Source organism: Streptomyces sp. NPDC048415 (genome assembly GCF_040651675.1).
In the GTDB taxonomy this organism is placed as follows: Bacteria; Actinomycetota; Actinomycetes; order Streptomycetales; family Streptomycetaceae; genus Streptomyces.
This window is the reverse complement of sequence record NZ_JBEZKJ010000012.1, coordinates 15,474-37,206: the sequence shown is the minus strand read 5'-3', so window position 1 is coordinate 37,206 and position 21,733 is coordinate 15,474. Positions and strand designations below refer to the sequence as shown.

The 21,733-nt window shown below is 69.5% G+C and carries 42 protein-coding genes and 1 tRNA gene; 2 read left to right on the top strand and 41 right to left on the bottom strand.

Annotated features, from left to right (window positions below; genetic code table 11):
* Nucleotides 1-95 precede the first annotated feature (95 nt).
* The 4 genes from AB0D27_RS11425 to AB0D27_RS11410 form a co-directional block, all read right to left on the bottom strand.
* Nucleotides 96-338: an HNH endonuclease gene (locus AB0D27_RS11425; RefSeq protein ID WP_362505549.1), complete on the bottom strand. Its 243-nt coding sequence runs from the start codon at nucleotides 336-338 to the stop codon at nucleotides 96-98.
* Between the two features lie 67 nt (nucleotides 339-405).
* Complete coding sequence (locus AB0D27_RS11420) at nucleotides 406-729, bottom strand: hypothetical protein (RefSeq protein WP_362505546.1); 324 nt, start codon at nucleotides 727-729, stop codon at nucleotides 406-408.
* 150 nt (nucleotides 730-879) lie between these two features.
* Entirely contained in the window at nucleotides 880-1,116 is a 237-nt protein-coding gene (locus AB0D27_RS11415; RefSeq protein WP_362505543.1) for a hypothetical protein, read from the bottom strand.
* Between the two features lie 284 nt (nucleotides 1,117-1,400).
* Nucleotides 1,401-1,556, bottom strand: a complete 156-nt coding sequence (locus AB0D27_RS11410; RefSeq protein ID WP_362505540.1) for a hypothetical protein — start codon at nucleotides 1,554-1,556, stop codon at nucleotides 1,401-1,403.
* Nucleotides 1,557-1,730: 174 nt separating this feature from the next.
* Here AB0D27_RS11410 and AB0D27_RS11405 point away from each other — a divergent pair, with 174 nt between their 5' ends.
* On the top strand, nucleotides 1,731-2,078 hold the full coding sequence (locus tag AB0D27_RS11405; RefSeq protein ID WP_362505537.1) for a hypothetical protein: 348 nt from the start codon (nucleotides 1,731-1,733) through the stop codon (nucleotides 2,076-2,078).
* Nucleotides 2,079-2,702: 624 nt separating this feature from the next.
* On the opposite strand, the gene AB0D27_RS11400 is transcribed toward AB0D27_RS11405, so the two are convergent.
* The 7 genes from AB0D27_RS11400 to AB0D27_RS11370 form a co-directional block, all read right to left on the bottom strand.
* Nucleotides 2,703-2,897 carry a hypothetical protein gene (locus AB0D27_RS11400; protein ID WP_362505534.1) on the bottom strand — a complete coding sequence of 65 codons (195 nt, stop codon included), beginning with the start codon at nucleotides 2,895-2,897 and terminating at the stop codon, nucleotides 2,703-2,705.
* Nucleotides 2,898-2,916: 19 nt separating this feature from the next.
* Nucleotides 2,917-3,159: a hypothetical protein gene (locus tag AB0D27_RS11395; RefSeq protein ID WP_362505531.1), complete on the bottom strand. Its 243-nt coding sequence runs from the start codon at nucleotides 3,157-3,159 to the stop codon at nucleotides 2,917-2,919.
* Between the two features lie 150 nt (nucleotides 3,160-3,309).
* Nucleotides 3,310-5,379: a cell division protein FtsK gene (locus tag AB0D27_RS11390; protein ID WP_362505528.1), complete on the bottom strand. Its 2,070-nt coding sequence runs from the start codon at nucleotides 5,377-5,379 to the stop codon at nucleotides 3,310-3,312.
* Entirely contained in the window at nucleotides 5,376-5,558 is a 183-nt protein-coding gene (locus AB0D27_RS11385; RefSeq protein ID WP_362505525.1) for a hypothetical protein, read from the bottom strand. The genes AB0D27_RS11390 and AB0D27_RS11385 overlap by 4 nt, the downstream gene beginning before the upstream one ends.
* Nucleotides 5,559-5,560: 2 nt before the next feature.
* Nucleotides 5,561-5,734 carry a hypothetical protein gene (locus AB0D27_RS11380; protein WP_362505522.1) on the bottom strand — a complete coding sequence of 58 codons (174 nt, stop codon included), beginning with the start codon at nucleotides 5,732-5,734 and terminating at the stop codon, nucleotides 5,561-5,563.
* Nucleotides 5,735-5,766: 32 nt separating this feature from the next.
* On the bottom strand, nucleotides 5,767-6,075 hold the full coding sequence (locus tag AB0D27_RS11375) for a hypothetical protein (RefSeq protein WP_362505519.1): 309 nt from the start codon (nucleotides 6,073-6,075) through the stop codon (nucleotides 5,767-5,769).
* Nucleotides 6,072-6,308, bottom strand: a complete 237-nt coding sequence (locus AB0D27_RS11370) for a hypothetical protein (RefSeq protein ID WP_362505517.1) — start codon at nucleotides 6,306-6,308, stop codon at nucleotides 6,072-6,074. The genes AB0D27_RS11375 and AB0D27_RS11370 overlap by 4 nt, the downstream gene beginning before the upstream one ends.
* Before the next feature lie 289 nt (nucleotides 6,309-6,597).
* Between AB0D27_RS11370 and AB0D27_RS11365 the strand changes: the two genes are divergently transcribed.
* Nucleotides 6,598-6,828, top strand: a complete 231-nt coding sequence (locus AB0D27_RS11365; protein WP_362505514.1) for a hypothetical protein — start codon at nucleotides 6,598-6,600, stop codon at nucleotides 6,826-6,828.
* Here AB0D27_RS11365 and AB0D27_RS11360 read toward each other — a convergent pair.
* The 30 genes from AB0D27_RS11360 to AB0D27_RS11215 form a co-directional block, all read right to left on the bottom strand.
* Nucleotides 6,825-6,989 (bottom strand): hypothetical protein, encoded by a 165-nt coding sequence (locus AB0D27_RS11360; RefSeq protein ID WP_362505511.1) that lies wholly within the window; start codon nucleotides 6,987-6,989, stop codon nucleotides 6,825-6,827. The genes AB0D27_RS11365 and AB0D27_RS11360 overlap by 4 nt on opposite strands.
* Nucleotides 6,986-7,642 carry a hypothetical protein gene (locus AB0D27_RS11355; RefSeq protein ID WP_362505508.1) on the bottom strand — a complete coding sequence of 219 codons (657 nt, stop codon included), beginning with the start codon at nucleotides 7,640-7,642 and terminating at the stop codon, nucleotides 6,986-6,988. The genes AB0D27_RS11360 and AB0D27_RS11355 overlap by 4 nt, the downstream gene beginning before the upstream one ends.
* Nucleotides 7,639-7,875, bottom strand: a complete 237-nt coding sequence (locus tag AB0D27_RS11350) for a hypothetical protein (protein WP_362505505.1) — start codon at nucleotides 7,873-7,875, stop codon at nucleotides 7,639-7,641. Before AB0D27_RS11350 ends, AB0D27_RS11355 begins: the two co-directional genes overlap by 4 nt.
* On the bottom strand, nucleotides 7,872-8,615 hold the full coding sequence (locus tag AB0D27_RS11345) for a hypothetical protein (protein ID WP_362505502.1): 744 nt from the start codon (nucleotides 8,613-8,615) through the stop codon (nucleotides 7,872-7,874). The genes AB0D27_RS11350 and AB0D27_RS11345 overlap by 4 nt, the downstream gene beginning before the upstream one ends.
* Nucleotides 8,612-9,046, bottom strand: a complete 435-nt coding sequence (locus AB0D27_RS11340; protein WP_362505499.1) for a hypothetical protein — start codon at nucleotides 9,044-9,046, stop codon at nucleotides 8,612-8,614. The genes AB0D27_RS11345 and AB0D27_RS11340 overlap by 4 nt, the downstream gene beginning before the upstream one ends.
* Entirely contained in the window at nucleotides 9,030-9,413 is a 384-nt protein-coding gene (locus AB0D27_RS11335; RefSeq protein ID WP_362505496.1) for a DeoR family transcriptional regulator, read from the bottom strand. Before AB0D27_RS11335 ends, AB0D27_RS11340 begins: the two co-directional genes overlap by 17 nt.
* A gap of 14 nt (nucleotides 9,414-9,427) precedes the next feature.
* Nucleotides 9,428-10,192 carry a hypothetical protein gene (locus AB0D27_RS11330; RefSeq protein ID WP_362505493.1) on the bottom strand — a complete coding sequence of 255 codons (765 nt, stop codon included), beginning with the start codon at nucleotides 10,190-10,192 and terminating at the stop codon, nucleotides 9,428-9,430.
* Nucleotides 10,185-10,685 carry a hypothetical protein gene (locus AB0D27_RS11325; protein WP_362505490.1) on the bottom strand — a complete coding sequence of 167 codons (501 nt, stop codon included), beginning with the start codon at nucleotides 10,683-10,685 and terminating at the stop codon, nucleotides 10,185-10,187. Before AB0D27_RS11325 ends, AB0D27_RS11330 begins: the two co-directional genes overlap by 8 nt.
* Nucleotides 10,685-10,975, bottom strand: coding sequence for a hypothetical protein (locus tag AB0D27_RS11320; protein ID WP_362505487.1), 291 nt, complete (start codon nucleotides 10,973-10,975; stop codon nucleotides 10,685-10,687). The genes AB0D27_RS11325 and AB0D27_RS11320 overlap by 1 nt, the downstream gene beginning before the upstream one ends.
* Complete coding sequence (locus AB0D27_RS11315; protein ID WP_362505484.1) at nucleotides 10,959-11,537, bottom strand: HAD domain-containing protein; 579 nt, start codon at nucleotides 11,535-11,537, stop codon at nucleotides 10,959-10,961. Before AB0D27_RS11315 ends, AB0D27_RS11320 begins: the two co-directional genes overlap by 17 nt.
* The gene (locus AB0D27_RS11310; protein ID WP_362505481.1) at nucleotides 11,534-12,121 is read right to left on the bottom strand and encodes a hypothetical protein; all 588 of its coding nucleotides are present in this window, start codon (nucleotides 12,119-12,121) and stop codon (nucleotides 11,534-11,536) included. Before AB0D27_RS11310 ends, AB0D27_RS11315 begins: the two co-directional genes overlap by 4 nt.
* On the bottom strand, nucleotides 12,118-12,504 hold the full coding sequence (locus tag AB0D27_RS11305; RefSeq protein ID WP_362505478.1) for a hypothetical protein: 387 nt from the start codon (nucleotides 12,502-12,504) through the stop codon (nucleotides 12,118-12,120). Before AB0D27_RS11305 ends, AB0D27_RS11310 begins: the two co-directional genes overlap by 4 nt.
* Nucleotides 12,505-12,694: 190 nt before the next feature.
* A complete protein-coding gene (locus AB0D27_RS11300; protein WP_362505475.1) occupies nucleotides 12,695-13,639 on the bottom strand; it encodes a hypothetical protein in 945 nt (314 codons plus the stop codon).
* A gap of 33 nt (nucleotides 13,640-13,672) precedes the next feature.
* Nucleotides 13,673-13,744, bottom strand: a tRNA-Ile gene (locus tag AB0D27_RS11295).
* Between the two features lie 105 nt (nucleotides 13,745-13,849).
* On the bottom strand, nucleotides 13,850-14,092 hold the full coding sequence (locus tag AB0D27_RS11290; RefSeq protein ID WP_362505472.1) for a hypothetical protein: 243 nt from the start codon (nucleotides 14,090-14,092) through the stop codon (nucleotides 13,850-13,852).
* 163 nt (nucleotides 14,093-14,255) lie between these two features.
* The gene (locus AB0D27_RS11285) at nucleotides 14,256-14,822 is read right to left on the bottom strand and encodes a hypothetical protein (RefSeq protein WP_362505469.1); all 567 of its coding nucleotides are present in this window, start codon (nucleotides 14,820-14,822) and stop codon (nucleotides 14,256-14,258) included.
* A 146-nt stretch (nucleotides 14,823-14,968) separates the two neighbouring features.
* Nucleotides 14,969-15,439 (bottom strand): hypothetical protein, encoded by a 471-nt coding sequence (locus AB0D27_RS11280; RefSeq protein WP_362505466.1) that lies wholly within the window; start codon nucleotides 15,437-15,439, stop codon nucleotides 14,969-14,971.
* Nucleotides 15,436-15,594, bottom strand: a complete 159-nt coding sequence (locus tag AB0D27_RS11275) for a hypothetical protein (protein WP_362505463.1) — start codon at nucleotides 15,592-15,594, stop codon at nucleotides 15,436-15,438. The genes AB0D27_RS11280 and AB0D27_RS11275 overlap by 4 nt, the downstream gene beginning before the upstream one ends.
* A complete protein-coding gene (locus AB0D27_RS11270) occupies nucleotides 15,587-15,838 on the bottom strand; it encodes a hypothetical protein (protein WP_362505460.1) in 252 nt (83 codons plus the stop codon). Before AB0D27_RS11270 ends, AB0D27_RS11275 begins: the two co-directional genes overlap by 8 nt.
* The gene (locus AB0D27_RS11265) at nucleotides 15,838-16,320 is read right to left on the bottom strand and encodes a hypothetical protein (protein WP_362505457.1); all 483 of its coding nucleotides are present in this window, start codon (nucleotides 16,318-16,320) and stop codon (nucleotides 15,838-15,840) included. Before AB0D27_RS11265 ends, AB0D27_RS11270 begins: the two co-directional genes overlap by 1 nt.
* Nucleotides 16,321-16,337: 17 nt before the next feature.
* Nucleotides 16,338-16,538 (bottom strand): hypothetical protein, encoded by a 201-nt coding sequence (locus tag AB0D27_RS11260; RefSeq protein ID WP_362505454.1) that lies wholly within the window; start codon nucleotides 16,536-16,538, stop codon nucleotides 16,338-16,340.
* Nucleotides 16,535-16,849, bottom strand: a complete 315-nt coding sequence (locus AB0D27_RS11255) for a hypothetical protein (protein ID WP_362505451.1) — start codon at nucleotides 16,847-16,849, stop codon at nucleotides 16,535-16,537. Before AB0D27_RS11255 ends, AB0D27_RS11260 begins: the two co-directional genes overlap by 4 nt.
* Complete coding sequence (locus AB0D27_RS11250) at nucleotides 16,846-17,112, bottom strand: hypothetical protein (RefSeq protein WP_362505448.1); 267 nt, start codon at nucleotides 17,110-17,112, stop codon at nucleotides 16,846-16,848. Before AB0D27_RS11250 ends, AB0D27_RS11255 begins: the two co-directional genes overlap by 4 nt.
* A 13-nt stretch (nucleotides 17,113-17,125) precedes the next feature.
* On the bottom strand, nucleotides 17,126-17,464 hold the full coding sequence (locus AB0D27_RS11245; protein WP_362505446.1) for a hypothetical protein: 339 nt from the start codon (nucleotides 17,462-17,464) through the stop codon (nucleotides 17,126-17,128).
* A 3-nt stretch (nucleotides 17,465-17,467) separates the two neighbouring features.
* Entirely contained in the window at nucleotides 17,468-17,899 is a 432-nt protein-coding gene (locus AB0D27_RS11240) for a hypothetical protein (RefSeq protein ID WP_362505443.1), read from the bottom strand.
* A gap of 2 nt (nucleotides 17,900-17,901) precedes the next feature.
* Nucleotides 17,902-19,167, bottom strand: a complete 1,266-nt coding sequence (locus AB0D27_RS11235; RefSeq protein ID WP_362505440.1) for a hypothetical protein — start codon at nucleotides 19,165-19,167, stop codon at nucleotides 17,902-17,904.
* Nucleotides 19,164-19,427 (bottom strand): DUF3310 domain-containing protein, encoded by a 264-nt coding sequence (locus AB0D27_RS11230; RefSeq protein ID WP_362505438.1) that lies wholly within the window; start codon nucleotides 19,425-19,427, stop codon nucleotides 19,164-19,166. The genes AB0D27_RS11235 and AB0D27_RS11230 overlap by 4 nt, the downstream gene beginning before the upstream one ends.
* Nucleotides 19,424-20,032: a hypothetical protein gene (locus AB0D27_RS11225; RefSeq protein WP_362505436.1), complete on the bottom strand. Its 609-nt coding sequence runs from the start codon at nucleotides 20,030-20,032 to the stop codon at nucleotides 19,424-19,426. The genes AB0D27_RS11230 and AB0D27_RS11225 overlap by 4 nt, the downstream gene beginning before the upstream one ends.
* Nucleotides 20,029-21,564 carry a glycosyltransferase family 2 protein gene (locus AB0D27_RS11220; RefSeq protein ID WP_362505433.1) on the bottom strand — a complete coding sequence of 512 codons (1,536 nt, stop codon included), beginning with the start codon at nucleotides 21,562-21,564 and terminating at the stop codon, nucleotides 20,029-20,031. The genes AB0D27_RS11225 and AB0D27_RS11220 overlap by 4 nt, the downstream gene beginning before the upstream one ends.
* Nucleotides 21,564-21,725 carry a hypothetical protein gene (locus tag AB0D27_RS11215; RefSeq protein WP_362505430.1) on the bottom strand — a complete coding sequence of 54 codons (162 nt, stop codon included), beginning with the start codon at nucleotides 21,723-21,725 and terminating at the stop codon, nucleotides 21,564-21,566. The genes AB0D27_RS11220 and AB0D27_RS11215 overlap by 1 nt, the downstream gene beginning before the upstream one ends.
* Nucleotides 21,726-21,733: the final 8 nt, after the last annotated feature.

Below are 21,733 nucleotides of genomic sequence, written 5' to 3'. Positions count from 1 at the left end.
AACGCGGGGGGAGAGGGAGGGTCAGGTGGGGGCGGGGTCAACCACTGCATGATCAAAAAATCCGATTCAAGATCCACATCTCACGTTTCCGCAGGTCAGAGGGCATCTGCCTTGATCGTGAAGGTGGGGCGCGGCCGGTGCGCGGCCCTGACCTGGTTGTTCCGTGCGGTGTTGCACCGCCGGTGGGCGAGACGGCAGTTCGTCCGGTCGAGGGGATCTCCCCCGAGCCAGAGCGGGTGGACGTGGTCGACGGTGCGTGCCATGGGGTGGGTGGTGCCGGGCAGGGACTGGTCGACCCACTTGTGGCAGATCCAGCAGTGCGTCTCTTCAGCGAACACTCGTGCTTGAAGACGTCGCCATGGCCTGCCGCTTCGTGCCTGCTTGGTCCTGCGCTCTACCTCTTGGTCAGTGAGCTGGTGCATGGGCAGCAGCAGGGGCAGGGGCAGCAGGAGGGGCAGGCAAAGGGCGGCCTGCCTGGTCGTACCACTCCAGGTAGAGCAGGGAGACAGTGCTCTCTCCACTGCCCTGCCATGTGCTCTGCCAGATAGGACAGACCCTGGCTGCACCAGGGGGTGCACTGGGGTGGTGCAGGTAGTACGTGCACCAGTAGGGGTCTGTGCCAGGGGCCTTGCCGGTGATGGTGGCTGGGGCCAGCAGATGCGCGTGCGCCTCGAAGGCCTCGACCAGCTCGGTGCTCACGGTGAGGGTGACGGTGTGGGGCTGGGGCATGGCCATCACCCCCGACATGCCGGAGCCCGGCGCTGTGGCCGGGCTCGGATGGGGCACGCTGGTTAGGTGCGGGCGGTGAGACCTGCGGGACAACGGTGCCAACGTCTCACAGAATGAGCGCGCGCTGATCGTCTGTCAAGTAGTCCCAGGTCAGGCGTCTTGACATGCGGGCTGATTGGCGCCCTGGTCGTGAACGATGGCGGATATGGCGGCCAGGTCCCACAGTGCGAGGGCCTGCCCGCGGGAAGGGTTGGCCCGGGAGTCGGCCGGGGTGAGCCCGCGCCTGCGTGCCCAGTCGCGGAACTGCTTGGGCTGCATGCCCATGGAGTAGGCGGCCATGGCCGTGGTGACGAGGGGCCTGCCATCGGTGCCACGTGGTGTACGCATGGGGCCAGTGTGCGGAGTGGGGCTGGCGTATGAACCACTTGTACTTCCAGTGGGACTACTGCGTGGTCCCAGACTGGTAGTTCGGATGGGCGTAGAGCGGCCCCGCCCAGGGCCGGCGAGCGGGGCCGTACGGCCAGTCTGGCACGGGCCAGCGCCATACTGGCGGGATGTACCGTCTGATCCGCCAGCGGGCTACTACTTCGTCCCAGACTAGTAGTTCGGCATGTGGCAGGGCCCCGGCCTCCCTGGCGAACACGGGGAGGACGGGGCCCTGGCCGCCTCGGCTACGCGACGACGGCGCCGATGGCCAGCCCGATCAGGCTGACGGCCACGACGGACAGTCCGAGCGTGGCGCCCTGCTGCTTGGCGACCTTGCTCAGGGCCGCCTGTCCAGCCAGGGCCGCGACCATGATGAGGGCCGCTTGCTGCTTCTTCGACATTCCTACTCACCTCCCTTCACATGTAGTTGAGGGCAGCATTCCACCCGGGTCTGACAATGCCGGGGTACGGCGGGGTAGTTCACCGCAAGCTGGGCGCGGCCGGGGCCTAGCGGGTCTACCCTGGCGGCCTCCGCTTCCGGATTTCGTTGGGAGCGCGGCGCCTTGGGGGGCTCCATGGAAAGACGTCTTAAGGCCGGCTGGATCCAGAAGGTGGCGTGGTCTGTCGTGGTGGTGGGGTCGCTGTCGATCCTGATCTGGGTGCCCTTCCTGTACGTCGGCATCCGGCGGGGCCGGCGTGCCGACTGGGTGACGTTCGGCGCGTTCCTCGCGTACTTCGTCGCGGTCGCACCGTGGGCGATCTCGACGAGCGACGGGCCCGGTGATCCGGTCCTTGGCACGGTCGCGATCGTGGCGATGGCGGTCGCAGTCGTGATGCTGCTGTTCACGGTGTTCGACAAGCCGGGCACGAAGTACGACGCGGTGCATGTGACGCAGCCGGAAGGCCGCCAGTTCTTGCAGTAGCCGGACGCGAGTTGGCCCGGGACGCGCTCTGCGTCCCGGGCCTTTCTCGGTGGGCGGGGTGACAGGGGCCGCTCTTCAGGCTTGCGGCAGCCTCGCCGGGTCAAGGCACGCAGTCCGGTCCGGCTCCCATCCCTTCACGTCACCCCTGGTGGGAATCCTGTGCTTTCAGACCGTACCGGCTGCGGATGTAGGCCAGGCCGCACCGCACGGCTTGCTCTGGCGTGTGCTGACGGAAGGGCGGCACCGACCGGTTCATCGACATGAGTTGCATGGGCAGACGCGACAGGTCGGTGCTACTTCCGTAGCCGGGGAGCGGGCCGCCCAAGTCGGGGCCGTACTGCGCAGGAACGGTCGGGACCGGCTTGCGTTGCCAGGGCCAGCGCATGTGTTCCTCCCGGTGCTTGTGGGCGGGCCGGGGTTCAACCCCTCCCGGGCGCACGGGTTCGCGCGGCCCACCCGAGACGCGGGCGGTGTACGGCCGCCCGGTACGCCTGCCCCTTTGGAGGGCTGGTCGCCAGCGTACGCCGGTCAGTGCGGCAGGATGTCGAGGACCTGGAGCAGCACCATGACGAAGATGCCGACGATGAGGACGAAGCCGATCTCGGAGATGCTCATGGGGTACGTCTACCCAGCGTGCTCTGGTTCCCACGTGGCGCGGAATGCCTCAGCGTCCGCAGGCGTGACCTCCTCGCCGTCGAGCAGCCAGCGGTGGCGGCCGTCGACGTAGTGATCAGTGAAGTTCGTCGCCGCACCGCCCATGTTGATCTGGTCGATTTCCTTGACGAGGCGCCCGTCGCAGTAGTACTCGCTTCGACTCATGTGCCCATCGTCCCGCACATCAGCGGTCGAAGCGGGACGGCCGGGTGCCGGCTTCGTGGGTGCGGCGCCAGGCGTTGTGGAGTCGGCGGCCGCGGCGGAGCTGCCAGCGTTCGCCGCGGCAGCGCGGGCAGACGACGGTGGCGCCGCGGCGTTCGGTCTTGCCGGTGCCGGCGCATCGGCGGCAGCGGCCGAACGGCTGGCCGAGGCATAACAGGGCGTAGCCGAGCGGCGCGGCGACGAGGATGAGGCAAGCAGTGCCCACGGGTGGCCCTTCTCTTCCTGGGGACGGGATTCGGGGTCTCGCAGGCCCCTGTCGCTAGGTACGAGGTCGCAGGTCAGGGGCTGTTGGGGCCGCTAGCGGAGGTGCTAGGCCTAGCGGGTGCCGGTGCTAGGCCCAGCAGCTCTTTTTGATCTACGCGGCGACCCGGTCGGCGTCACGGCGTGTGATCGCTGCGGTGACGTCGGCGCGCCGGATTCCGCGGCGGGTGGTGCTCTCTCCGTCGTCGGTCTGCGCCCAGACGTCGGTGGTGGTGATGCCCCACGGCTTCAGCGCCGGGGCGACGTTGGTGGTGGTCCATTCGCCGTACAGGTCGGGCCAGGACTCGGCGAGGCGTGCGGCGATCCGCTCGCACCACAGCTGGTCCTCGTCGGCGCGGAACACCTTGAGGACGTCGCCGAGGACGTCCATACCGCGGGACTCCGCGGGGCCTTCGCCGAGGGCGTGGCCGGTGATGTTGCCGTACGCCTCGCGCAGCTGTCGGGCCCGGGCGACGACCAGCTCGGCGCCCGGGGCGTCGACGAATGCGGAGGCCGTGATGAGCGGGTCCTCGCCCTCGCCGGACATCCAGCAGATGCCGCGGTCCGAGCGGGAGAACATCGTGGCGCGGATGCCGGCCTTGTACGCGCCGGTGCCGAGGACCATGTCGTTGGCCTGGTGGTTCATCACCTTCAGGCAGAACCGCAGGACTGCGTTCGCGGAGATGCCGGGTGGCAGCGACTTGGCGTCGGGCCGCTGCGTGGCGAACATGCCGACGATGCCCAGCGCCGGGCCGCGCTTCGTGATGTCGGTGCAGATGGACTCGAGCTCGGCGCCGTACTTCTCGTGCTCGAAGGGGACTTGGCACTCGTCGAAGCCGACGACGATCGGGTGGAGACCGAGGCTCTTGTCGTCGGCCAGGGCCGGGGTGACCTTCGACTCGGGGCAGCGGGAGCGCGGCAGGTTGCGGATCACCTTGGCGCGGCGCCGGAGTTCCTCCTTGAGCTCGCGCAGGGCGTGCAGGACGTACTCGATGTCGTCGTCGTCCTCGCCGGCGCGGTAGCGGTGGCAGACGGGCTCCAGCGGGCCGAGGTCGCCGGTGCCCTTGAAGTCGAAGGCGTACAGGGCCGCGCGCGGGTCGAGGGCGGCGATGAGGAGCAGTAGGCGCAGCAGGAAGGTCTTGCCCATGCGGGGGATGGAGCCGATGACGACGGAGGCGAACATCAGGGTGACGACGATGTCCCGCATCCGCTGGTCGTTGCCGAACACGACGGGCTTGAACAGGTCGACCTGGCCGTCTTTCAGGAGCGGCCACGGCGGCTTCGTCGTCTCGTTCATGGGCCGGTCGCCGACCCACAGCACGAGGCGCCCTTCGTGCTCGTCGGGGTCGCCGGACGGCCAGACGCAGCCGAGTTTGCGGCGCAGGCCGGAGGCGAGGGACTGCCGGGCCTCCATGACGTCCTCGGGGACGACGCCGTACGGCAGGTCGAGGTCGGCGCGGTAGCCGGGTCCGTCGCGGCAGATCTCCGAGGTGAAGCGCATGCCGTTCATGTCGCCGCCCTTCTTCACGGCGGCGGAGATCTTCGCGTTGCCGATCGCGTCCAGGGCGCGCAGCACGATGGATCCGGTGAGTTTCTGGAGCTCGGTGCGCATCACGGCCGGGCCGATGACCGGGGCGTCGGGCTGCTGGCCGAGGTAGCCGAGGGTGAGCACCCCGCCGGCGGCGAAGCCGTACAGGAAAGCGGGGGCCATGACGTACAGCCAGATCGCGAAGCCGATGCCGAATGCGCAGGCGACGACGGTCACGAGGCCGCGGAGGCGGACCCGGTTGCCTCGCAGCCGGGCGAGGTTCATGTACTCGGTGACGTCCTCCTGGCGGACGGCGTAGTCGCGCAGCGGCGCGGCCTCGCGGTCCCACAGCCAGCGGTTCGTGTCGGTGACGAACCGGCAGGTGCCGCGCGGCGCCATGGCCGTGAGCTGTACGGCGTACCAGGGGGCGCGCAGCCCGTGGTACATCGTTGCGTACCAGGCGTGCCCGGACGCGCGGGACACGGTTGCCTCGAAGTCGCGCCGGTTGCGCAGCCACGGGGCGATGATCGGGCGCCGCTTCTCGGTGGCGACGCCGGGCGCGGGCAGGGCGGGGTTGTCGACGGGGATCGGCGCCGGCTGTTCGTCGGCGGCGGCCGCGGGAGCGTCCTGGGCGGGGCGCTCGATGGTCTCGGTCATGCCTTCCTCTTCTTGCTGCTGTCCTCACGCTGCTGCGCCTTCTCGCGGATCGCGTCGACGCGCCGTTCGAGGCGGGCGGTGGGCTTGCCGCGGGCTCCGCGGCGCACGATCCGCACGCCGAGGGCGAGGGTCTGCACGAGCTCGCGCAGGTTGTGCGGGTCCTTGCTGGTGGCAGCCATGTTCAGCGGGCGTCCCGGACGGTGACGTCAAGGTCGCGCGGGTCGTTCTTCGCGGCTTCCAGGCGCCGGTCGAGGTCGGCCCGGTCGTAGACGGCGACGGTGTCGCTGCTCGCGCCGGTGATCAGGTTGACGGGCTGTCCGCTGCGGCTGGTGGCAGTGAGCTCCCACTTCGGCATGTTCGTGTCCTTTCGGGGTTCGAGCTGAGCGGTCAGATGCGCTTCTTCACGTCACGCCAGACCGACCAGACGATCAGCAGGCAGACGGTGGCGCATGCGATGGCGACTGCGATTGCGACGGCGGCGAGCGCCACGCAGACGGCGATGACAGACGCCACGCCGCCGATGGCGAACCACTTGCCGTAGTTGAAGTCCCGGCGCGGCGCCGGGGCCTGGTGCTGGCACGGCTGCTGCTGGGTGAGCTGCTGTGCCTGCAGGACGGCCGTGATGAGCTCCAGCCGACGGGAGTTGTCCCCGGCCTCGAGCGCCTCACGGACGGCCTGGGAGATTTCGTCACTCACCGGCCTGCCTCGGGGCGCGCCGGGATACGCCAGCCACGTCGCGCCAGGCGGGCGATGGCGAACACCACGGCGGCGAGCGCCAGGAGCGGAGGCTGCGCCAGCAGGTGCGCCACACCGGTCAGCAGGAACATCGAGGCGACAGCGACGAACTGCGCCAGTCCGGAGGCGAAGCCGGGCCAGACGCCGGCGACGGCGACGAAGAGGAGGGCGGTGAGCCAGAGGATGAATCGCACGGCTACCACTCCCCCGCCTGGCACGCCTGGCGTGCACGAGGGGTAGGCGACGCCACGGCGCCGCTCATACGATCAAGCATGTGTCCTGCCCTTGCGACTTGGGAGGTTGAAGGGTGGGAGGCCCCGGCCGGGGCGTGAAGGTTTCCGGCCGGGGCCGTTGTGCGTTGGCAGCGCGGGCTGCCTCCTCCACTGTAGGGGGGTACCTACAGCAGGGGAAGTGCCCGCCCAGTGAGGGGAATTGGGTGTGACGGACCGGGTGTCGAAGGAGGTTCAGAGAGTGTTGGACGCCATGGCAGCGCTCGAACGGATCACGGATCCGGTGGCCCGGGCGCGGGCCATGACGCTCGTTCTGGACCAGCAACGCCACCTGGCCGAGCTGCGCGGTGAGGTCGTGGTCGAGCTGCTCGCCCGCCCGGGCGCCTCACTGCGTACCGTCGGCGCCGACCTGGAGCTGCACTGGACCACCGTGCGCAGCATCCGCGACAGCCACCTCAGGAAGCAGATCAGAGAAGGCGACTAGCCTGCCTCCTTCTCGGGGTCACATGTGAGATGCCACAGGCGTGTCTCCCCGTTGACGCGTTCACTCTGCCAACCGCCGAAGACAAAGCGGTGGCAGGCGTGGCAGCGGGGCGGGAGGTCGCCGGTGATCCACGCGGCGAGGGCGCGGAGGTAGTACTTCATGGACTGGCTTTCTTCGGCTTGGGCTTCTTCTCGCTGTACCACTTCCGGGTATGGGTGAGGTGCCAGACCCGGTCATCGTGGGGACAGCGGTAGGCGCGGCGTTCTGCCCCCTGGCGCCGTTGGCTCAGTGCCCTCTTGATCCGGATGTCGGTCAGGGCTTTCTTCGCCCACGCCTCGGTAGGGAAGCGGCCTTTCTTCCCGCAGTCGCATTTGGACCCGGGCTTGATCCGCCTGCCGCCCGGTGGGAGCTTCCGGTGCTGGGCGAAGTGCTCGATGGCTGCGGGGCTGGTGGCCAGCCAGGGCGGTGCGTAGTCCGTTGAGGCGTAGAGGACGTACGCCAGGGTTCCGCGCTCCGGGACGGCCGTGAGCATGACGGCGGCGCCGTCAGGGTGGAATGCCTCGATGCGGGCTCGATGCTCGTCGGCGGTGAAACGGACGCGCCACCCGGCGCGGTGCAGGATCGGCACGTACGGCTTCAGCATCTGCTTCGGGTCCTTCGCGCACCGGCCGGCTACGGCCCCGACGAGGGCGCCGTCGCGTTGGGCTTCGGCGATGGCCGCGGCGCGGGCGGCTGCTTCCTCCGGGTTCAGGACGGCGTCCCGGGCTATGGCGCGCCATGGTCCCGGCGGTTTCGGCCGTATGGGCGCGCTCACCGGGGCTTGTCCTTTTTCGCCGCTGGTGGCGGCCCGTACAGCTGTGTGAGCCGGGCGGTAATGGCTTCCTCGGTGCGGCCGCCCATGAGGAGGATGCGCTGGGGCGGCAGGCCGAGTTCGGCCAGGTTGAGCACGATGGGTTCGTCGGCCATGAGGCGGGTCATGTTCTCGCCGGACAGGCCGAGGACTACGACGGATGTGCCCTGAGGCTCGCGCAGGACTGCCTTGATCACTCGCCGATCACCTCCGCGTCGTCGGCGAGCTGGAGGCCGGTGCGCTCGCAGAAGTCGGCGAGGGTCATGTCGCCGCCGTAGCGCTCGCCAGTGTCGAAGATGGCGATGCGTCCATCGGGCGGCTGGGGCCACTCTTCGCTCTCGGGGCTGTCGTAGGCGTCGACGGTGCCGATGCCGGACCGGTAGCGCAGGTAGAGGTACTGGCCGTCGACGGTCCACGCGTCCCACTGCGAAGGGCACGCCGTGCAGGTTCGGATGGCCCGGGCCAGGGTGATCGCCTGCGGCTCGGCGAGCCGGTCGGGCTCCGTGGCTCCCTCGACCGAGCGCAGAGTGAGGCTGACGCTGCCGGGCCGTTCGCGGAACGGGATGTCGGTCACCTCGTATCGGGTGCGGTGGCCGTCGTACTCGACTACGACCTGGTCGCCGCTTCCGATACGGGGCAGCGGGCACGCCTGGTCTCCCCCGGCGCAGCGCATGCCGTCGCGCCCGGCGATGTGGACGTGCTCGCCGGCCAGCACCGCCTCGTCGACGATCGCCGCGGTGATGGCGCTCTTCCCGGTGCGCTTCGCGTGGCTCAGCCCGGCCAGTGCGCTGACCCACTCACGCTGCCAGTCGGCCAGATGGAGGGGCGCAACGACCTGCTCAAGCGACGCGAGCAGCGGGGACCGGGGTCCGGGGACGCGGTCGCGGTCGAGTTGGGCGAGGGCGCGGTCGACGTCGGGGTAGGGGCGGTAGTTCACGAGTCGGCCCTCCAGATGACGGCGGGCTGCGTGCCGTTGCCCTCGGCGACTGTCACGATGCCGGGGTTGATCCACATGACGGTCTTCATCGGCAGGTCGAGCATCTTGAGTTCGAAGCCGGCGCGCTTGGCGGCGTCGGCCAGGACCGGGTCCGGGCCGTAGTCGATTTGGATGGCGCGCATGTAGGAGCCGAAGTCGGGCTCGTCGGGGCGCCAGCTGTATTGCGCGATGTGCTGCTCGATGTCGTCGGCCAGGGCCTCGCGGAAGGCCTCGATCTCCGCGTGACTGCGCTGGCGCTGCACGAGTGCCGACACCGTGTTGGCCAGGGCGCTGGATTCCTCGGCGCCGCGGCCTACGTCATGGCTGGCGGGGTGGGCGAGCTTCTCGGCCCACCATGCTGCGGCGGCGATGGCTTCAGGGCGCGGGTTCATTGGACGGGCCTTCCTGGTGGTGCTGTTCCTCGAGGAGGGTGTCTGCCACGGAGCGGATCGCGGCGCGGGCGGCGGCGCGGTTCTGCCGTTCGGTGTCGGGTGCGCCGAGCCCGGCGCGGAGCACGGCGAGGGCGTGGCGCAGCGGCGCGTCGAGCACGAGCACCAGGCAGTCACCGTCCGGAGCAGGGTCCGGCTCGTCGGCGGCCGGTTGCGGCGCGGCCTGCTGCTGCGACTGGCGGATGGCGTCGAGGTCGCGGCGCACGGTGTCCTTCCCGACCCCGACCTGAGCTGCGATGGCGCGGGTGCTCAGTGTCGGGTCCTGCTCGATGAGCTGGCGTACGAGGGCCTGGCGCGTGGCTACGGTCATGGCGGGCGGCTGGCTCACTGGCTGACCTCCGGCGGCTCAGCGGCGGGCGCCCCTGGCTCACCGGCGGCGAGCCGGTGAGCCAGGATCCAGGCCTCGGTGAGGGGGAAGCGGGTGTCCGTACGGGTCCGCTCGTCGAGGTCCTGCCGCTCGAAGACGAAGCCGTGCTCGCGGTCCCAACGCCGGCCCTCCCGGTCGCCGATCGACCACCGGTCTCCGCCCGCGTAGCTACGTTCCAGGAGCAGTGGCACGGTGTTACCGGGTCGCGGGATCTCGAATGCTTCGGCGTAGCGCAGCAGGTCGGCGAGGCCGGGAGTGGACTCGCCGGCGGACGGCTGGCGGCCGTCGCTGGTGTCCTTCTCCCGCTCGGGCAAGCGCGGTTCGATGTACGTGCGACCACGGTTGTAGTGCGGCACCGGATCAGTCACGGGGATCAAGGCCCGTTCGTGCGGGTCGACCTCCCGCCCGTCCTCGGTGCTGTGGTAGCGCGTCCCGGGGCCCGGACCGTCCGGTCCATCGCCCTCGACGAGGATGCCGGCCGCGTAGAGCTGGGACTCGGTCATCTCGTTGACGATGTGGTCGGTCGCGGCCTGGACCTTGAAGGCCTCCGGCAGGTCTACGTGGTCGTACGCGGCCCGGAGCTCTTCCAGGCAGGCCACCATTCGTTCCTGCCAGGCAGTCGGCATGGACTGCATCAGGGTGCGGTGCAGCACCTGGTAGTTGGTGTAGGTCAGCCCGAACCAGCCGTGGACGGGCCCGTTCGTGGGGTGCAGGTCAGGCACGGGTTTCGTCCTCCGGGTCGTCGAGGTCCTGGACCGTGATGTCTTGCCACGCGTTGCACTTCAGCTCCTCGTGGGCGAGGGCTGTCGGCTTCCAGTCGCGTTCGTCCGTCTTGCGCGTCCATCCCACGACGTGCGGTTCCTGGGTAATCGGATGCGGAATAACGGCTTCGCTGAGGAAGAGCACGTCTCCGTTGAGGTAGCAGCGCCCGGTTCGGGGTGCCTTCACCTCGGCCAGTTCGTCTCGCAGCCGGTCGATCTCGTCGAGCAGCTCGGGAACGGCCTCCCGGGCGGTCGCGATGAACTCTGCAAGGTGGGAGCCGTAGTCGGGGACCTGTGCGACGAGCCCGGCGAGCGGGTGGTCCGTCGCGTACAGCACCCGCCAGGTGCCGTCCTCCATGTCCGGGTCCACCGTCCAGGGCGGCCCGTACACGGTGGGGACGGATTCGCGGATCTCCTGTTCCCGGGCGGGGCTCAACGGCGCCTCGCGCGGCATCAGTCTTCACCGCCCTTGGGCTTCCGCTGCCAGACGCCGGCCACCTTGACCCATGCGTCGAAGTCGTCCAGCGGCATGCCGCCCTCGGCGTGGCTGTGGTCGTTGATGGCTGCCGCGGCGGCGCCCGCGAGGGTGGCGTGCACCTGCGCGGCGGCCAGGTCTGCCGTGCGGTAGGCGAGCCGCTCCGCGGTCGTGAGGCCGCCCTTCCAGCCGGTGTCGGCGTCCATCCAGGTGTTTGCCTGTCGTTCGAGGCGCTCGGCCTCGACATAGTGCTCAGGGCCGGTGGCCATCGGTGTCCTCCTTCGGGGTGAGTGCGGCCGCCCAGTCGGCGAGCAGGGCGAAGTCGTCGGCGGTCAGGCCGCGCGCGGGGTCGATCCAGTGCAGGAGCGCGGGCCCGTCGTGGTGCTTGGCGACGTACTCGCGGTCGATGTCGCCGATCTGGTCGTCGACCCAGGCGAACGGCCGGCCCGCCGCATACTCGACGACCCGCCACGTCTTCACGTACGTGCCGTCGGAGCGCTGCACGAACTGGCTGCCGAACTCGATGACCGGCAGGTTCTCCTCGCGCGGCAGCCCGATGCGCCAGCCGATCCACTCGTTGGCGTCGTGCTCCCACGTCGTCGCCCACACGAGCTCGAACGGGAGCTCCTGGAGCGCGGCGCCGTGGGAGGGGTTCAGCCAGACCCTGAGCGGCTTCACCAGGCGTTCGGGCACGCCGACGTGCTGGGCGATCCATGTGTCCGGCTTCATGCGGTGCGTGCTGTAGCCCTCAGGCCTGCGGTGAGGCTTCGCCGCGAACGGGTTGAGAGGCCCGTCCACGTCGAGGAGCAGCAGCGGCTTGTGCGCGGTCATGACTCCTCGCCGTCTGCCGCAGCCTCGCCGGGGGTGCAGCGGGGCGCGCCCGGGCACGGGCCGAAGCCGTCGTGCTGGGAGCACTGGAGCTGCGACGGGTAGGGGCCGCCGTCCTTGGCGGGGTCGATGTGGTCCGCGCTGGCGAGGTGGCCCTTGACGTAGTCCGAGGAGACGGGGCTGCCGGGGATGTCGGCGCCGTCGACCCGGTCCCGGGCGTCGTTGGCGGCCTCCATGACGGCCAAGCCGCCGATGGCCTGCTGGTAGCGCAGGTACGTGTCCTCGGCGAGGATCCGGCGCAGGTGCTGGTCGATCTCGGCCGGAGTCGCCTCGAAACGAGACGGCAGAGCGATGTTCGGGGCCGGCTCGCGAGCAGCGGCCGCGCGCGCCACCCATGAGGAGATGACGGCGACGGTGGCCCATTCCCAGCGGGACAGCCACTCGATGACCTGCCGCTCGTACTCGCCGAGTTCGACCCGAGCGGCGGCGAGCGTGTCCCGCAGGACCGCGGACTGCTCGCCGGATTCCACGAAGCCGGTCGGCCGGGTCTCGACGAGACTGGTGGGTATGCCGTTGTCGGTGCTCACTCGCCCTCACCGTCCTCGAATTCCGGCAGGCCGCGGGTGTCCAGGCCCAGCGGGGATGTCTCGGAGTGCATTCGGTCGACGGCCTCGGTCAGTGCGGACGCGGCGCGGACGGCCCTGTCGAGGGCCTCCCGGAGGTAGCGCACGGCCGCGTCCGGGTCGCCATTGCCGTCGATCTTCACTCGGCCGTGCTCGTAGGTGTGCATCACCGGGCGGACGGACTGTTCCAGTGCCTGCGGCAGCATGCCCACGAGGTGGGACAGGGCGCCGAGGGCGCCGTACGAGGCGCTCGGGTACTCCCAGTCCTTCCCGGTGGATCGCGAGGTGTGATTGAACTCCCGGACCAGCTCGGCGGCCTTGGAGATGTGGCGGGCAGGTGAGGTCATGAGGGTCTCCAGGTGGTGGGCCCGGCAGCGGGAAGCGAGTCGGTGCGCCGTAGCGCGTTCGCGTGTCCGACCGCCGGGGCGGTGGGTGGTTGAGGGCCTGCCGTTTCAGGCTTGCGCTCGGGGGTCCGGGCCCTATTGCTGCGGCCACGCGCGGTGGCTGTGCCGGGCCCTCAACCGGTCTGGGGTGCCGTCAGATGTGGCAGTCAACGACGACGACCCAGGCGTCTTCGGGCAGCTCGTCGAGGTAGGTGTTCACGCGGGCGTTGTAGGAGGCGCGATCGTCCTCGGTGTCGCTGCTCATCCCGAACCAGCCCATGTCGCCGGGCGCGATCCAGTTGCCTTCGAGGTCGAGCAGGGCGTAGCCGGGCACGGCGCTCTCGGCGGCGCAACGCGTGTACGTTGCGCGGTCAGCCGCGAACTGGTCGATCACGTCGTCGTACCAGCGGAAGTCCTCGGACTCGCGGGCTGCTTGTACGCGGGCCTGTCCGCCGTAGTCACGGCGCGCCCGGTCGATGGTGTAGCCCTCCGTGTCGCGCTTGTGTCGCTCCACGAAGTGACTCCACGGCTGCGCCTCGGGAAGGCCCTCGACCAGCGCCGTCCAGCGGTCGTACACGTCGCCCGCCTCGGTGGCCTTGACCTTCCGCAGGGCGTCGAAGTCGAGCAGGCCGCGCGGGCCCCCGTCGACCCGGCGGACCTCGGCCTTGTTATCAAAGGTGCCGGGACGACCCTTGAAGAGGCGCGGGTCGCCGTCGTGCTCGGGCTTCACGGCGAAGTAGCCGAGCCAGCGACCGCCGATCACCCACCAGTCCCACTTGGACTTGGGGTTGTACGTGCTCTCGCGGTAGAAGAGCACGCAGTCCGAACCGTCCTTGGTCTCCTCGTGGACTGCTTCGCCCTGATACGCGGACAGGATGGCGGCGGCGTCGAGTTCGTCGAGCCCGGCGGGCTTGCTCTTCGGGTTCTCGGTGTAGTACTTCAGGGCGCGCTCGTAGGCGTCTTGCCAGTTCTCGATGTAGTCGCGGTACGGCTCGACGTCCATGTTCTCGTCGTACGGCGCGAGTGCCGCTTCGAGGGCGTCGGTTACGCGCTCGGGTGCCATGGGCGGCAGGCACACGGTGACGGGAAAGTGACTCATGACCAACTCCGGTCGTTTGCTTCCTAGTTGGAGTGGCGCCGACGGGACTCGAACCCGCGCACTGCGACTTATAAGATCGCTGCTCTGCCAACTGAGCTACGGCGCTTCGGTGTTGAGTTGTGCGGGCCGCGCCCCGCTGTGACGGGGACGGGGCGCGGCCCTGGGTGGCGGCCGGGCCGGGGGGGAAGGGCCCAGCCGCCGGTCTGGTGCTCAGCCGCAGGCGGCGGAGCGGGTGATGGACTCGCGGCGGGCGTGGTGTGGGCCGGACCGCTCGCCCCACGGGTCGACCAGAGCGAAGCGGACTTCGGCGAGGCCGAACTGGTCGAGCCGGTGGCAGATGCCGCAGCCGCACGGGACGGCCAGCCACAGGCCGTGATGGCTCTCGATGGAGCCGGAGTAGATCACCAGGTCGCCGGGCTCGATCAGGTCGAGTGAGCGGAAAAGTGTGTCCACGGCCGGTCCTCCTGACGGGTGGGTGGGGTGGGCGGCAAGCCCTTCCCCCTGTCAAACATAGTACAAGAAAGTGCGAGTCACCACAACGTGTGAGTCGCACTTTCTTTGACAGCACCATCCCCGCTGGTACCTGTGGCAACTCAGCTGCCCACCGCGGCCCTTCTCACGACGCTCTGTTCTCGGTGAGCAGGTAGAGGCGGCGGCCCTCGTACCGGGCCGGGGCGCCGGAATCGCCGTCGTCACACGCGTCGTTGATGCACCAGGCGCGCGGCCGGTCTTCGTCGGCGCGCCCGTATACGGTGCGCTCGCCGCATGCCAGGCACAGGGCGTGCCGGAAATGCACGGACGGCCCGCGCAGGCCGAGGACCGTCTGTACGGTGCCGTGCCAGCGCCCTACCGTGCGCATGGCCTCGGAGACGCGGTCGGCGTTCTCCGCTCCGGCCGGGATCGCCTTGAGGGCCCGATACCAGGACTGCGTGTGCGCCGAGCTGCGGAGCCGCATGTCCAGGCCGATCGCCTCCGTCTTGATGCGCTGGCTCCAGGAGACGGCCTCGAGCGACGTCGGCGGCCGCGATCCGGGCGGCGCGTGCCCGCCGTCCGGCGCCGGCCTTGTGCGCAGGGGCAGTTGGTCGAGGCGGTCGAGCAGGCCCGGGCCGCCGTCGCCCGGGTGCTGCTCGTCGCCGGTGTACCGGTCGACGAGATCGGCGACCAGCTCGTCAAGCGTCTGCACTCGGCTGCTCCTTGACTATGAACGAGCGCTCGCAGTCGTTGTTCGGGCAGTTGAGGACGTCGCCCCAGTCATGGCGCGGGCGAGGCACCTCAACCAGTTCGACGCCTTCAGGGATCTCGCACTGCTCGCGGCAGTCGATCGTGCGATCAGGCACCGTCGTCGCCGCCCTCCCCGTCTGTCCACCGGACGTTCCGGATGCCGTGGGCGAGCACGGCCATGCCGAACCGGTCAGGCGGAAGCTGGACCCGGGCGCGCGGGTACGTGCGGTAGCGCTCCAGGTCGAAGGTGCACACGGCGTCTGTGCCGCGGCCGTCGGGGTCCGGCTCGTAGCGGACCGGCCAGCGGGCGACCAGGCGCCGGGCGTACCAGCGGCGGGCGTGGCATGCCTTCCACATCTGCCACGTCGACGCTGGCACCTCGTACGGGACGCGGGTGCGCTGCGTGAGGCGCTGTGGCGGCAGGTCGTCGGTGAGGATCCGTGTGCGGAACTGGAGTGCGAAGTGCCCGAAGATCTCGTGCTGCACACGCACATCCACGTCGAGCAGCAGGCCTTCCTCGAGGGCGAAGTGCTGCGCGAAGGACTTGAAAGTCAGCTCGACGCTTGACTCATCGATCACGCGCCACCGCCTTCCTTCACCGCGATGACCGTCTTCAGCAGCTCAATGGCCTGACGCTCGGTGAACCCCGCGCTGATCCAGGCCTCGTACAGCTCGTGATGCTGTGCGGCAAGGGCGGCGAGTTCGGTGATCGGGTCGGGGATCTCGTCAGGCATCGGCCGCCTCCGGCAGGTCGGCGCTGCGCTTGGGGTTCTTCGGGCGTTCGGCCTCGAAGGAGATGACGACCTGGTTGTCGAGGGACCAGACGTGGACGTCACCGGTCCGTACGCCCTTGGAGGCGAGCGTGGCGCGCTCCTGGTCTGCGAGGGCCATGGCCTTGTCGACGTCGGTGTGGTGGGCAGGACTCGCCAAGCTCCACTGGTGCCGGTCGGTGGTGACGATCTGCTTCTGGGCTTCCATCAGTGGTTCTCCGTACGGTCTTTGGCGGCCTCGGCAGTGAGCTGGGCTCGGATCCTGCGCTGGGCTTCGGGCGGGAGGGTGTTGAGGATCTGTTCGGCGTCGGGGTCTCGCGGGTAGTCGAAGCCGTCCGCGGCCGCCGACTGGCCGGGAGGCGTCACGACGTCCGCGCCCACGTATTCGGTGAGCCGGCCGAGAACGATGCGGGCCCGGTCGGCGGTGAGCCCTGGGGATGCGGCAGCGAGTTCGGCGGCGACGGCGGCCAGGTCCTGGAAGAGCGCCCTCGGCACGAGCAGGTCGCCGGGCCACTCGACCCGGGCGCCGTGGTAGCCCTTCAGCAGGTAGTCCATCGACGTGGCGGCCGTGGCGAGCCCGTACTCCGGGTCGTCTACGACGTACACGCGGCCGGAGGGGAACTCGGCACCGTCGAGGTATCGGCCGTCGGACAGGTGCAGCCGGAAGCCGCGGGTGAAGGCGGGTTGCATGGGTCTCCGTTCTCGTTCTAGAGCCCGCATACGGGGCAAGGTGCGTCTGCGAGTTCGCGGCAGACGACGCAGGTCGGGTCCTCGTCGTCGTCCACCCATTCCTGGCCTGCTACATCGGTGCCGCACAGGGCGACGTCGTCGTTGCAGCACACGACGTGGGTGAGGGCATCGCCCGAGTCAGGCGCGGTGACGGTGGGTTCAGGGGCGAGCGTGGTCATGAGGCTCCGTCCCGGGCCGCCAGCCACTCATCGGGCGGAGCGACCGCGAGCAGGGCCGCGCGTGACTCGCCGGCCGCGCGGTCAGGGTTGTCCGGATCGACGTACTTCTGGCCGCCCACCGTCAGGTACGCCTCATAGCGGATGACCAGCCCGTACGCGCTGTCCTCGATGACCATCTCGGAATGCAGCGGCACATCGCGGGGCTCGATGCCGTTGAGGCGTAGCCACCTCTGTACGGCGCGCAGGCCGTCCGGGTGGCCGGCCGCCTTGTCCCACAGTTCGTGGCAGTCGATGACGAGACGCTGGGTCACGGCCGGGTCACCTCCAGGCGTCGGCGGCCGCCGTGGTCCTGCTGAGTGGGGACGACGTGGTAGCCCTCGGCTCGCAGCTCGGCGGTGATGGCGGTGAGTTGGTCGGCTTCGCTGGGACCGTCCCAGAAGACGTTCACCTGCCGGGGTCCGGCCTGGGCAACCCGGAAGCCGGGGTCCCAGTCGCCGCCCTCGAACTCCGAGTGCTCGTGGCCCTTGTCGACGAGGACTTTGCCGACGCTCGCGGCTCTGATGTGACGGCCCACGTCAGGCCTCCTTTCAATGCGAGATGTGGATGGTGGCCTTGGGGTGGCTGACGCAGGCGTCGCGGAGACGGCGCAGGTAGTCGAGAGCGCCCTCGTAGTTGCCCCAGCCGTTCGGCGGGTTCATGGCCTCGTAGCGGGCGCGGTCGGCCTCCATTGCGGCCACGGCCCGCCGGAGATCCCCGAGTGCAGCGCTGGCCGACTTCTCCTTGAGGTCGGAGAGAGAGCAGCCGAGGGCGTCAGCCCACATCGGGGCGACGTTGGAGGTGTAGTTCCCGACGTCGGCCAGTTCGACGTACGCGGGCTCGGAGCCGCCGGTATCGACGTTCATGTAGACCGAGATCCAGTAGCTCACCGGTCAGGCCTCCATCTGGGTAAGGGTGGCGACCGTGGGGCAGGGCCAGCGGACGGCGTACTCATCGGGCTTGCCGCACGAAGCGCATACCTGGGCGATGTAGCCGTAAGAGCCCGGGACTTCGTCTTCGTCGCAGCCGAATCCGAGGCCTTGGGTTGCCGTGTGCAGCGCGCGCGCCCTTTCGATTGCGGCCTCCGCTGCGCGGGCCCGCGCGGCCCATCGACGGGCCTGCCGTACGGCGGACTCGCGGGCGCGGCCCTCCCGCTGCGCCTCTACCAGGTGGTCGAGACCCTGCCGATCGTGGCCGGAGATCCATCCCATGGCCTTGCTCATGTGCTGGATCGTGCGGCGCGCGCCGGCCAGCTCCCCGCGGGTCCACGAGAGCTGGTCTCGCACCTCTTCCGGGGTGGCGTCGGGCTGGAGGCCCATGCGCATCGTCAGGCCCCCATCTCGTGCGGGCAGTCGGAGCAGCCGCCCGGCTTCTGGCAGTTGGCGGGAAGTCCTTTGAGAGCCGCCCGCCAGCGGTTGAAGTTGCTGGGGTGGATGGGGTGCGGGGCTCGGTACCCCAACACGGTGCCGTTGACGAAGCCCTTCTCTTCCCGGAAGGCGGCGAGGGCTTCGCAAAGGGCCTGGGCTACTTCGTTGCGCTGGCCTCGGAGGTGTTCGCGGGCCTCTTCGGACTTCTCCAGCTGGCGGCACGCGGTCAACAGCCAGGTGTTCACGTCCGCGGGCCCCGTCCTTACGTCGATCCCGAGGACGCTCCGCACGACGTCGGCCAGCTCTTCGAGGTTGCCTTGCGTACGCGCGCCCGTGCGCCTGTGAAGCCCGACACCCGCGCAGCCGCCCTCACCGGGGTGCTCGTACATGCAGTCGCCGCAGACATTGCACGCGTGGTCGGGGCTGGTGCAGCTGCTGGCAGAAGGCCGCCCGCATCGCATCCGCCCACCGCCGATCGGGTACGTGGCCACACTGTCAGGCCACTGGAACCCGCGGTCGTCGATGTGGACGCCTCGGTGCTGCGCCGCACGGATGCACTGGCGTGTCCGCCAGTAGCCGGTGTCGTGGTGCTCCGCGGAGCACTCAGCTGCTGCCAACTCCCCGCCTTCGCCCGCGGCGTCGCCGAGGACGTCCGCGAGCTCCGCGCCGGCGGCCCGCACGAGGAAGTTGGATGAACCGTGGGCGTCCTGCCAACGGTGCGCGAGCGCGAGGGCCCGGCCGGCCGTGTCGCGCCACCGGTCCCGCTCGGCGAGGACCTGCTCGACAATCGGCAGGACCGCGTCGACGATCCGCTCGTCACCGACCTCGACCGGCGCCGCCTGCCCGTCCTGGACGCCCTGGATCGCGCGGGCGATCTGTCGGCGCAGGTACTCGTGTTCCACCTCAGGGCCGAGCATGGCTGCGGGCACGTCGTAGATCTCGGCGATGCCAGCTCCGAAGACTGCGCGCTGCTTAGTTTCGTCGGCCCACACGATGCGGGTGGAGCCGCCGTGGCCGTGGATCTTCGTGACCGGGCCGGTGCCTTTGTGGTGCCACACGTCGGTCTTCGGCTCCCACATGGGCGCCTGGTCGAGCCAGTGGGTGACGACCCAGCCGTCCGAGAACTGGACGCCCTCGGCCACAACTCCCGTCCCGGATATGCCACTCACGTCGTGGTCACGGTGGACGAGGAAGGTGGCCAGGGTCGGGTGCGCGCTGTCGCTCACGAGGACGGCTCCTTGGACGGCTGGGCGGCCTGCTCGCGGTCGATGAGCTGCTGGATGTAGGTGCGGGCCTTGACCAGGTCCTCGATGCCGTTCTTCTTCCGCCACCGGAGCAGGTACTTCAGGGCGTTGCCCTCGTAGAAGTCGAGTTCGAAGGCGTCGATGATGTCGAAGGGCTGGAGGCCGTTGCCGCGGTAGTGCTGCGGAGTCCAGTCGGCGGGGCCGAGCGGGCGGGCGCCCCTGGGCGTGCTGTCTTTGCTCATGCCTGGGCCGCCGTCTCGAATCGGGCCACGAGTGCCTCGTACGCCTCGCGCTTCGCCGTCTCCTCCGATGCGTCCCGGTACTCGCGGGACTGCTCCTCCCGCCTGGCGTACCGCTTCGCGCCCTCCCGTGCGGCTTCGAGTACTGCGGCCGGGGTAGCCCACGTGTCGTCGGTGATGATGTCGCTGCTGCTCTGGACGCAGTGGTCGACGTAACCGGAGACGGACACGACGTTCATGTGCGCGCGCCGGTCGTAGAAGGCCGCCTTGTAGAAGACGCTCACGCGGCGACGACCCAGCTCGTCGAGGACGTACGACCACATGTCGTGGTCCGCCGGCCGTTTCGTCCACCCCTCGGGGAGATACGCGTACTGGAACAGCGGGTCGCCTTGGACGGGCCCGTCGAAGACGATGCCGAGGGCCTCGAAGGTGGCTTGCTCGTCGCTGTTCAGGTCCGTAGGAAGGCACTCGGAGTTCACGAGTTGCGCCTGTCCGGCGCTCTCCTGTTCAGCGATGGCCTGGCTGCTGCCCCCGGGGCCCATGCTTGCGGCGACGAAGAGCAGGGCATTTGCCGGGTCCTTGGCGTCCTTCTCGGTGTTCCTGATCATCGGGTGGTTCCTTCGGGCAGGGGCGACCAGGCTTCGCGCTGGCGTGGGATGGGGATCGTGAGCGTCGTCTCGGTCTCGGGGTCCAGGAGCTTTGCGACCGAGGGGCGGGGGATCCGTACGGTGTCGTCATCCGGCAGCAGGACCGGAGCGTTCTCGACGGCCGCCGCCGCGGCGACCTCGACGCCATCGCCGCGCGTGCCCCAGTCGTTGACCTTCCAGCACGTGAACATCGCGTACAGGTGCATCGGGCGCAGGACGAACATCCGCCAGAGGCCGGCGAGCGGGGCCAGGAGCACGAGCCAGATGTGGAAGGACAGCGGCTCGTCGTCGCGGGCGACCATGAAGAACCTGAGGGCGATGAGCCAGTTCATGGCGAGGGCGACCAGGACCACGGACCAGACCAGGGAGCTTGCGTGGGCCCGCTGGACGGGGTCAGCGACCAGAGCGACCGGGATGACGACAGACAGCAGCAGCTGGAGGAGCTCGGCGACGGGCATCCAGAATCCGGCGCCGTTGAGCGGCATGTACTTCATCCACCAGAAGGTGCGGACGAAGGTTCCGCGCATCCACCTCATGGACTGGTTGCGGTAGTGCTTCCAGGTCTCCGGCACGAGCGTGAACACGATGGACGACGGTTGGTGCACGGTGTCGCCGGCGAGCATGGCGTACATCGTCAGCATGCTGTCGTCGTTCATCTGCATGGGGCGGCCGAGGAACGTCTCGTTCTCGTAGATCCCTGCATGGGAGCGGACGACGTCGGCCCGGTAGAAGGCGAGGGTGCCGCTGTTGACCATGACGCGCTTCATCACGGACTGGGCGGAGCGGAAGCCTCTGGTAAAGGGGGTATAGAGCATGCACAGCCCCCTGGTGAGCAGGTTGGTCCGCGAGTTAAGGACGATCACGCATCCGGCGACGGACTGGACCTTCGGATCCCGGAACGGCTTGAGGCCTTCAGCGACGGCCTCGCGGTCGAGGATCGAGTCCGAGTCGAGGGTCACGAAGATGTCGCCGGGGTCGTCCGCGAGGACGTGCATCTGTGCGTGCCGTTTGCCGCGGTTGACGGTGCGGTCCCAGGTTCCGTGCATGCCGCGGCGGCTCGCTTCCTCGAGGAACCAGGCCTTCGTGGCGTCGTAGGTGATCAGGGTGTTCGTCGACTTGTTGATGCTGCCGTCGTCGACGACGCGGATCCGGTCCACGGGGCGGGACTGATCGAAGACGGACTGGAGGCAGTCGCGGAGCGCGGGTTCGTCCTCGTTGTAGGCCGGGACTTGGACGGTGACGACGAGCTCGTCGAGGATCCGCTGCTGGCGGGCGGTCGTCGTGGCCGGCTTCTCCATCCAGGAGAGCGGGATCCACCACAGGAGCAGGAAGGACACGAGCCAGGCGAGGGCCATCGAGTTGCCGTGGCCGGTGAAGGCCACGGCGGTGGCTATTGCGTGCTCGATGGCCCACACGGCGGCGCCGAGCAGGGGCACCGCCGCGAGGGCGACGTTGCGTCTGTTGCCTGCCCACCAGGCGCGGGGGGCGGCCATCAGATGTCCTGCGGGGTCTTGCCGCGGCGGAAGCCGATGCGGATGAGGAGCGCGCCTCCGACGATCAGGGCGGCAGCAATGCCGACAAGCCAGACCTGGTCGAGGACGATGCCGCCGATGGTGAGGGTGGCGCCGGTGGCGGCGAGGGATCCGTAGTGCATGGGAGGTG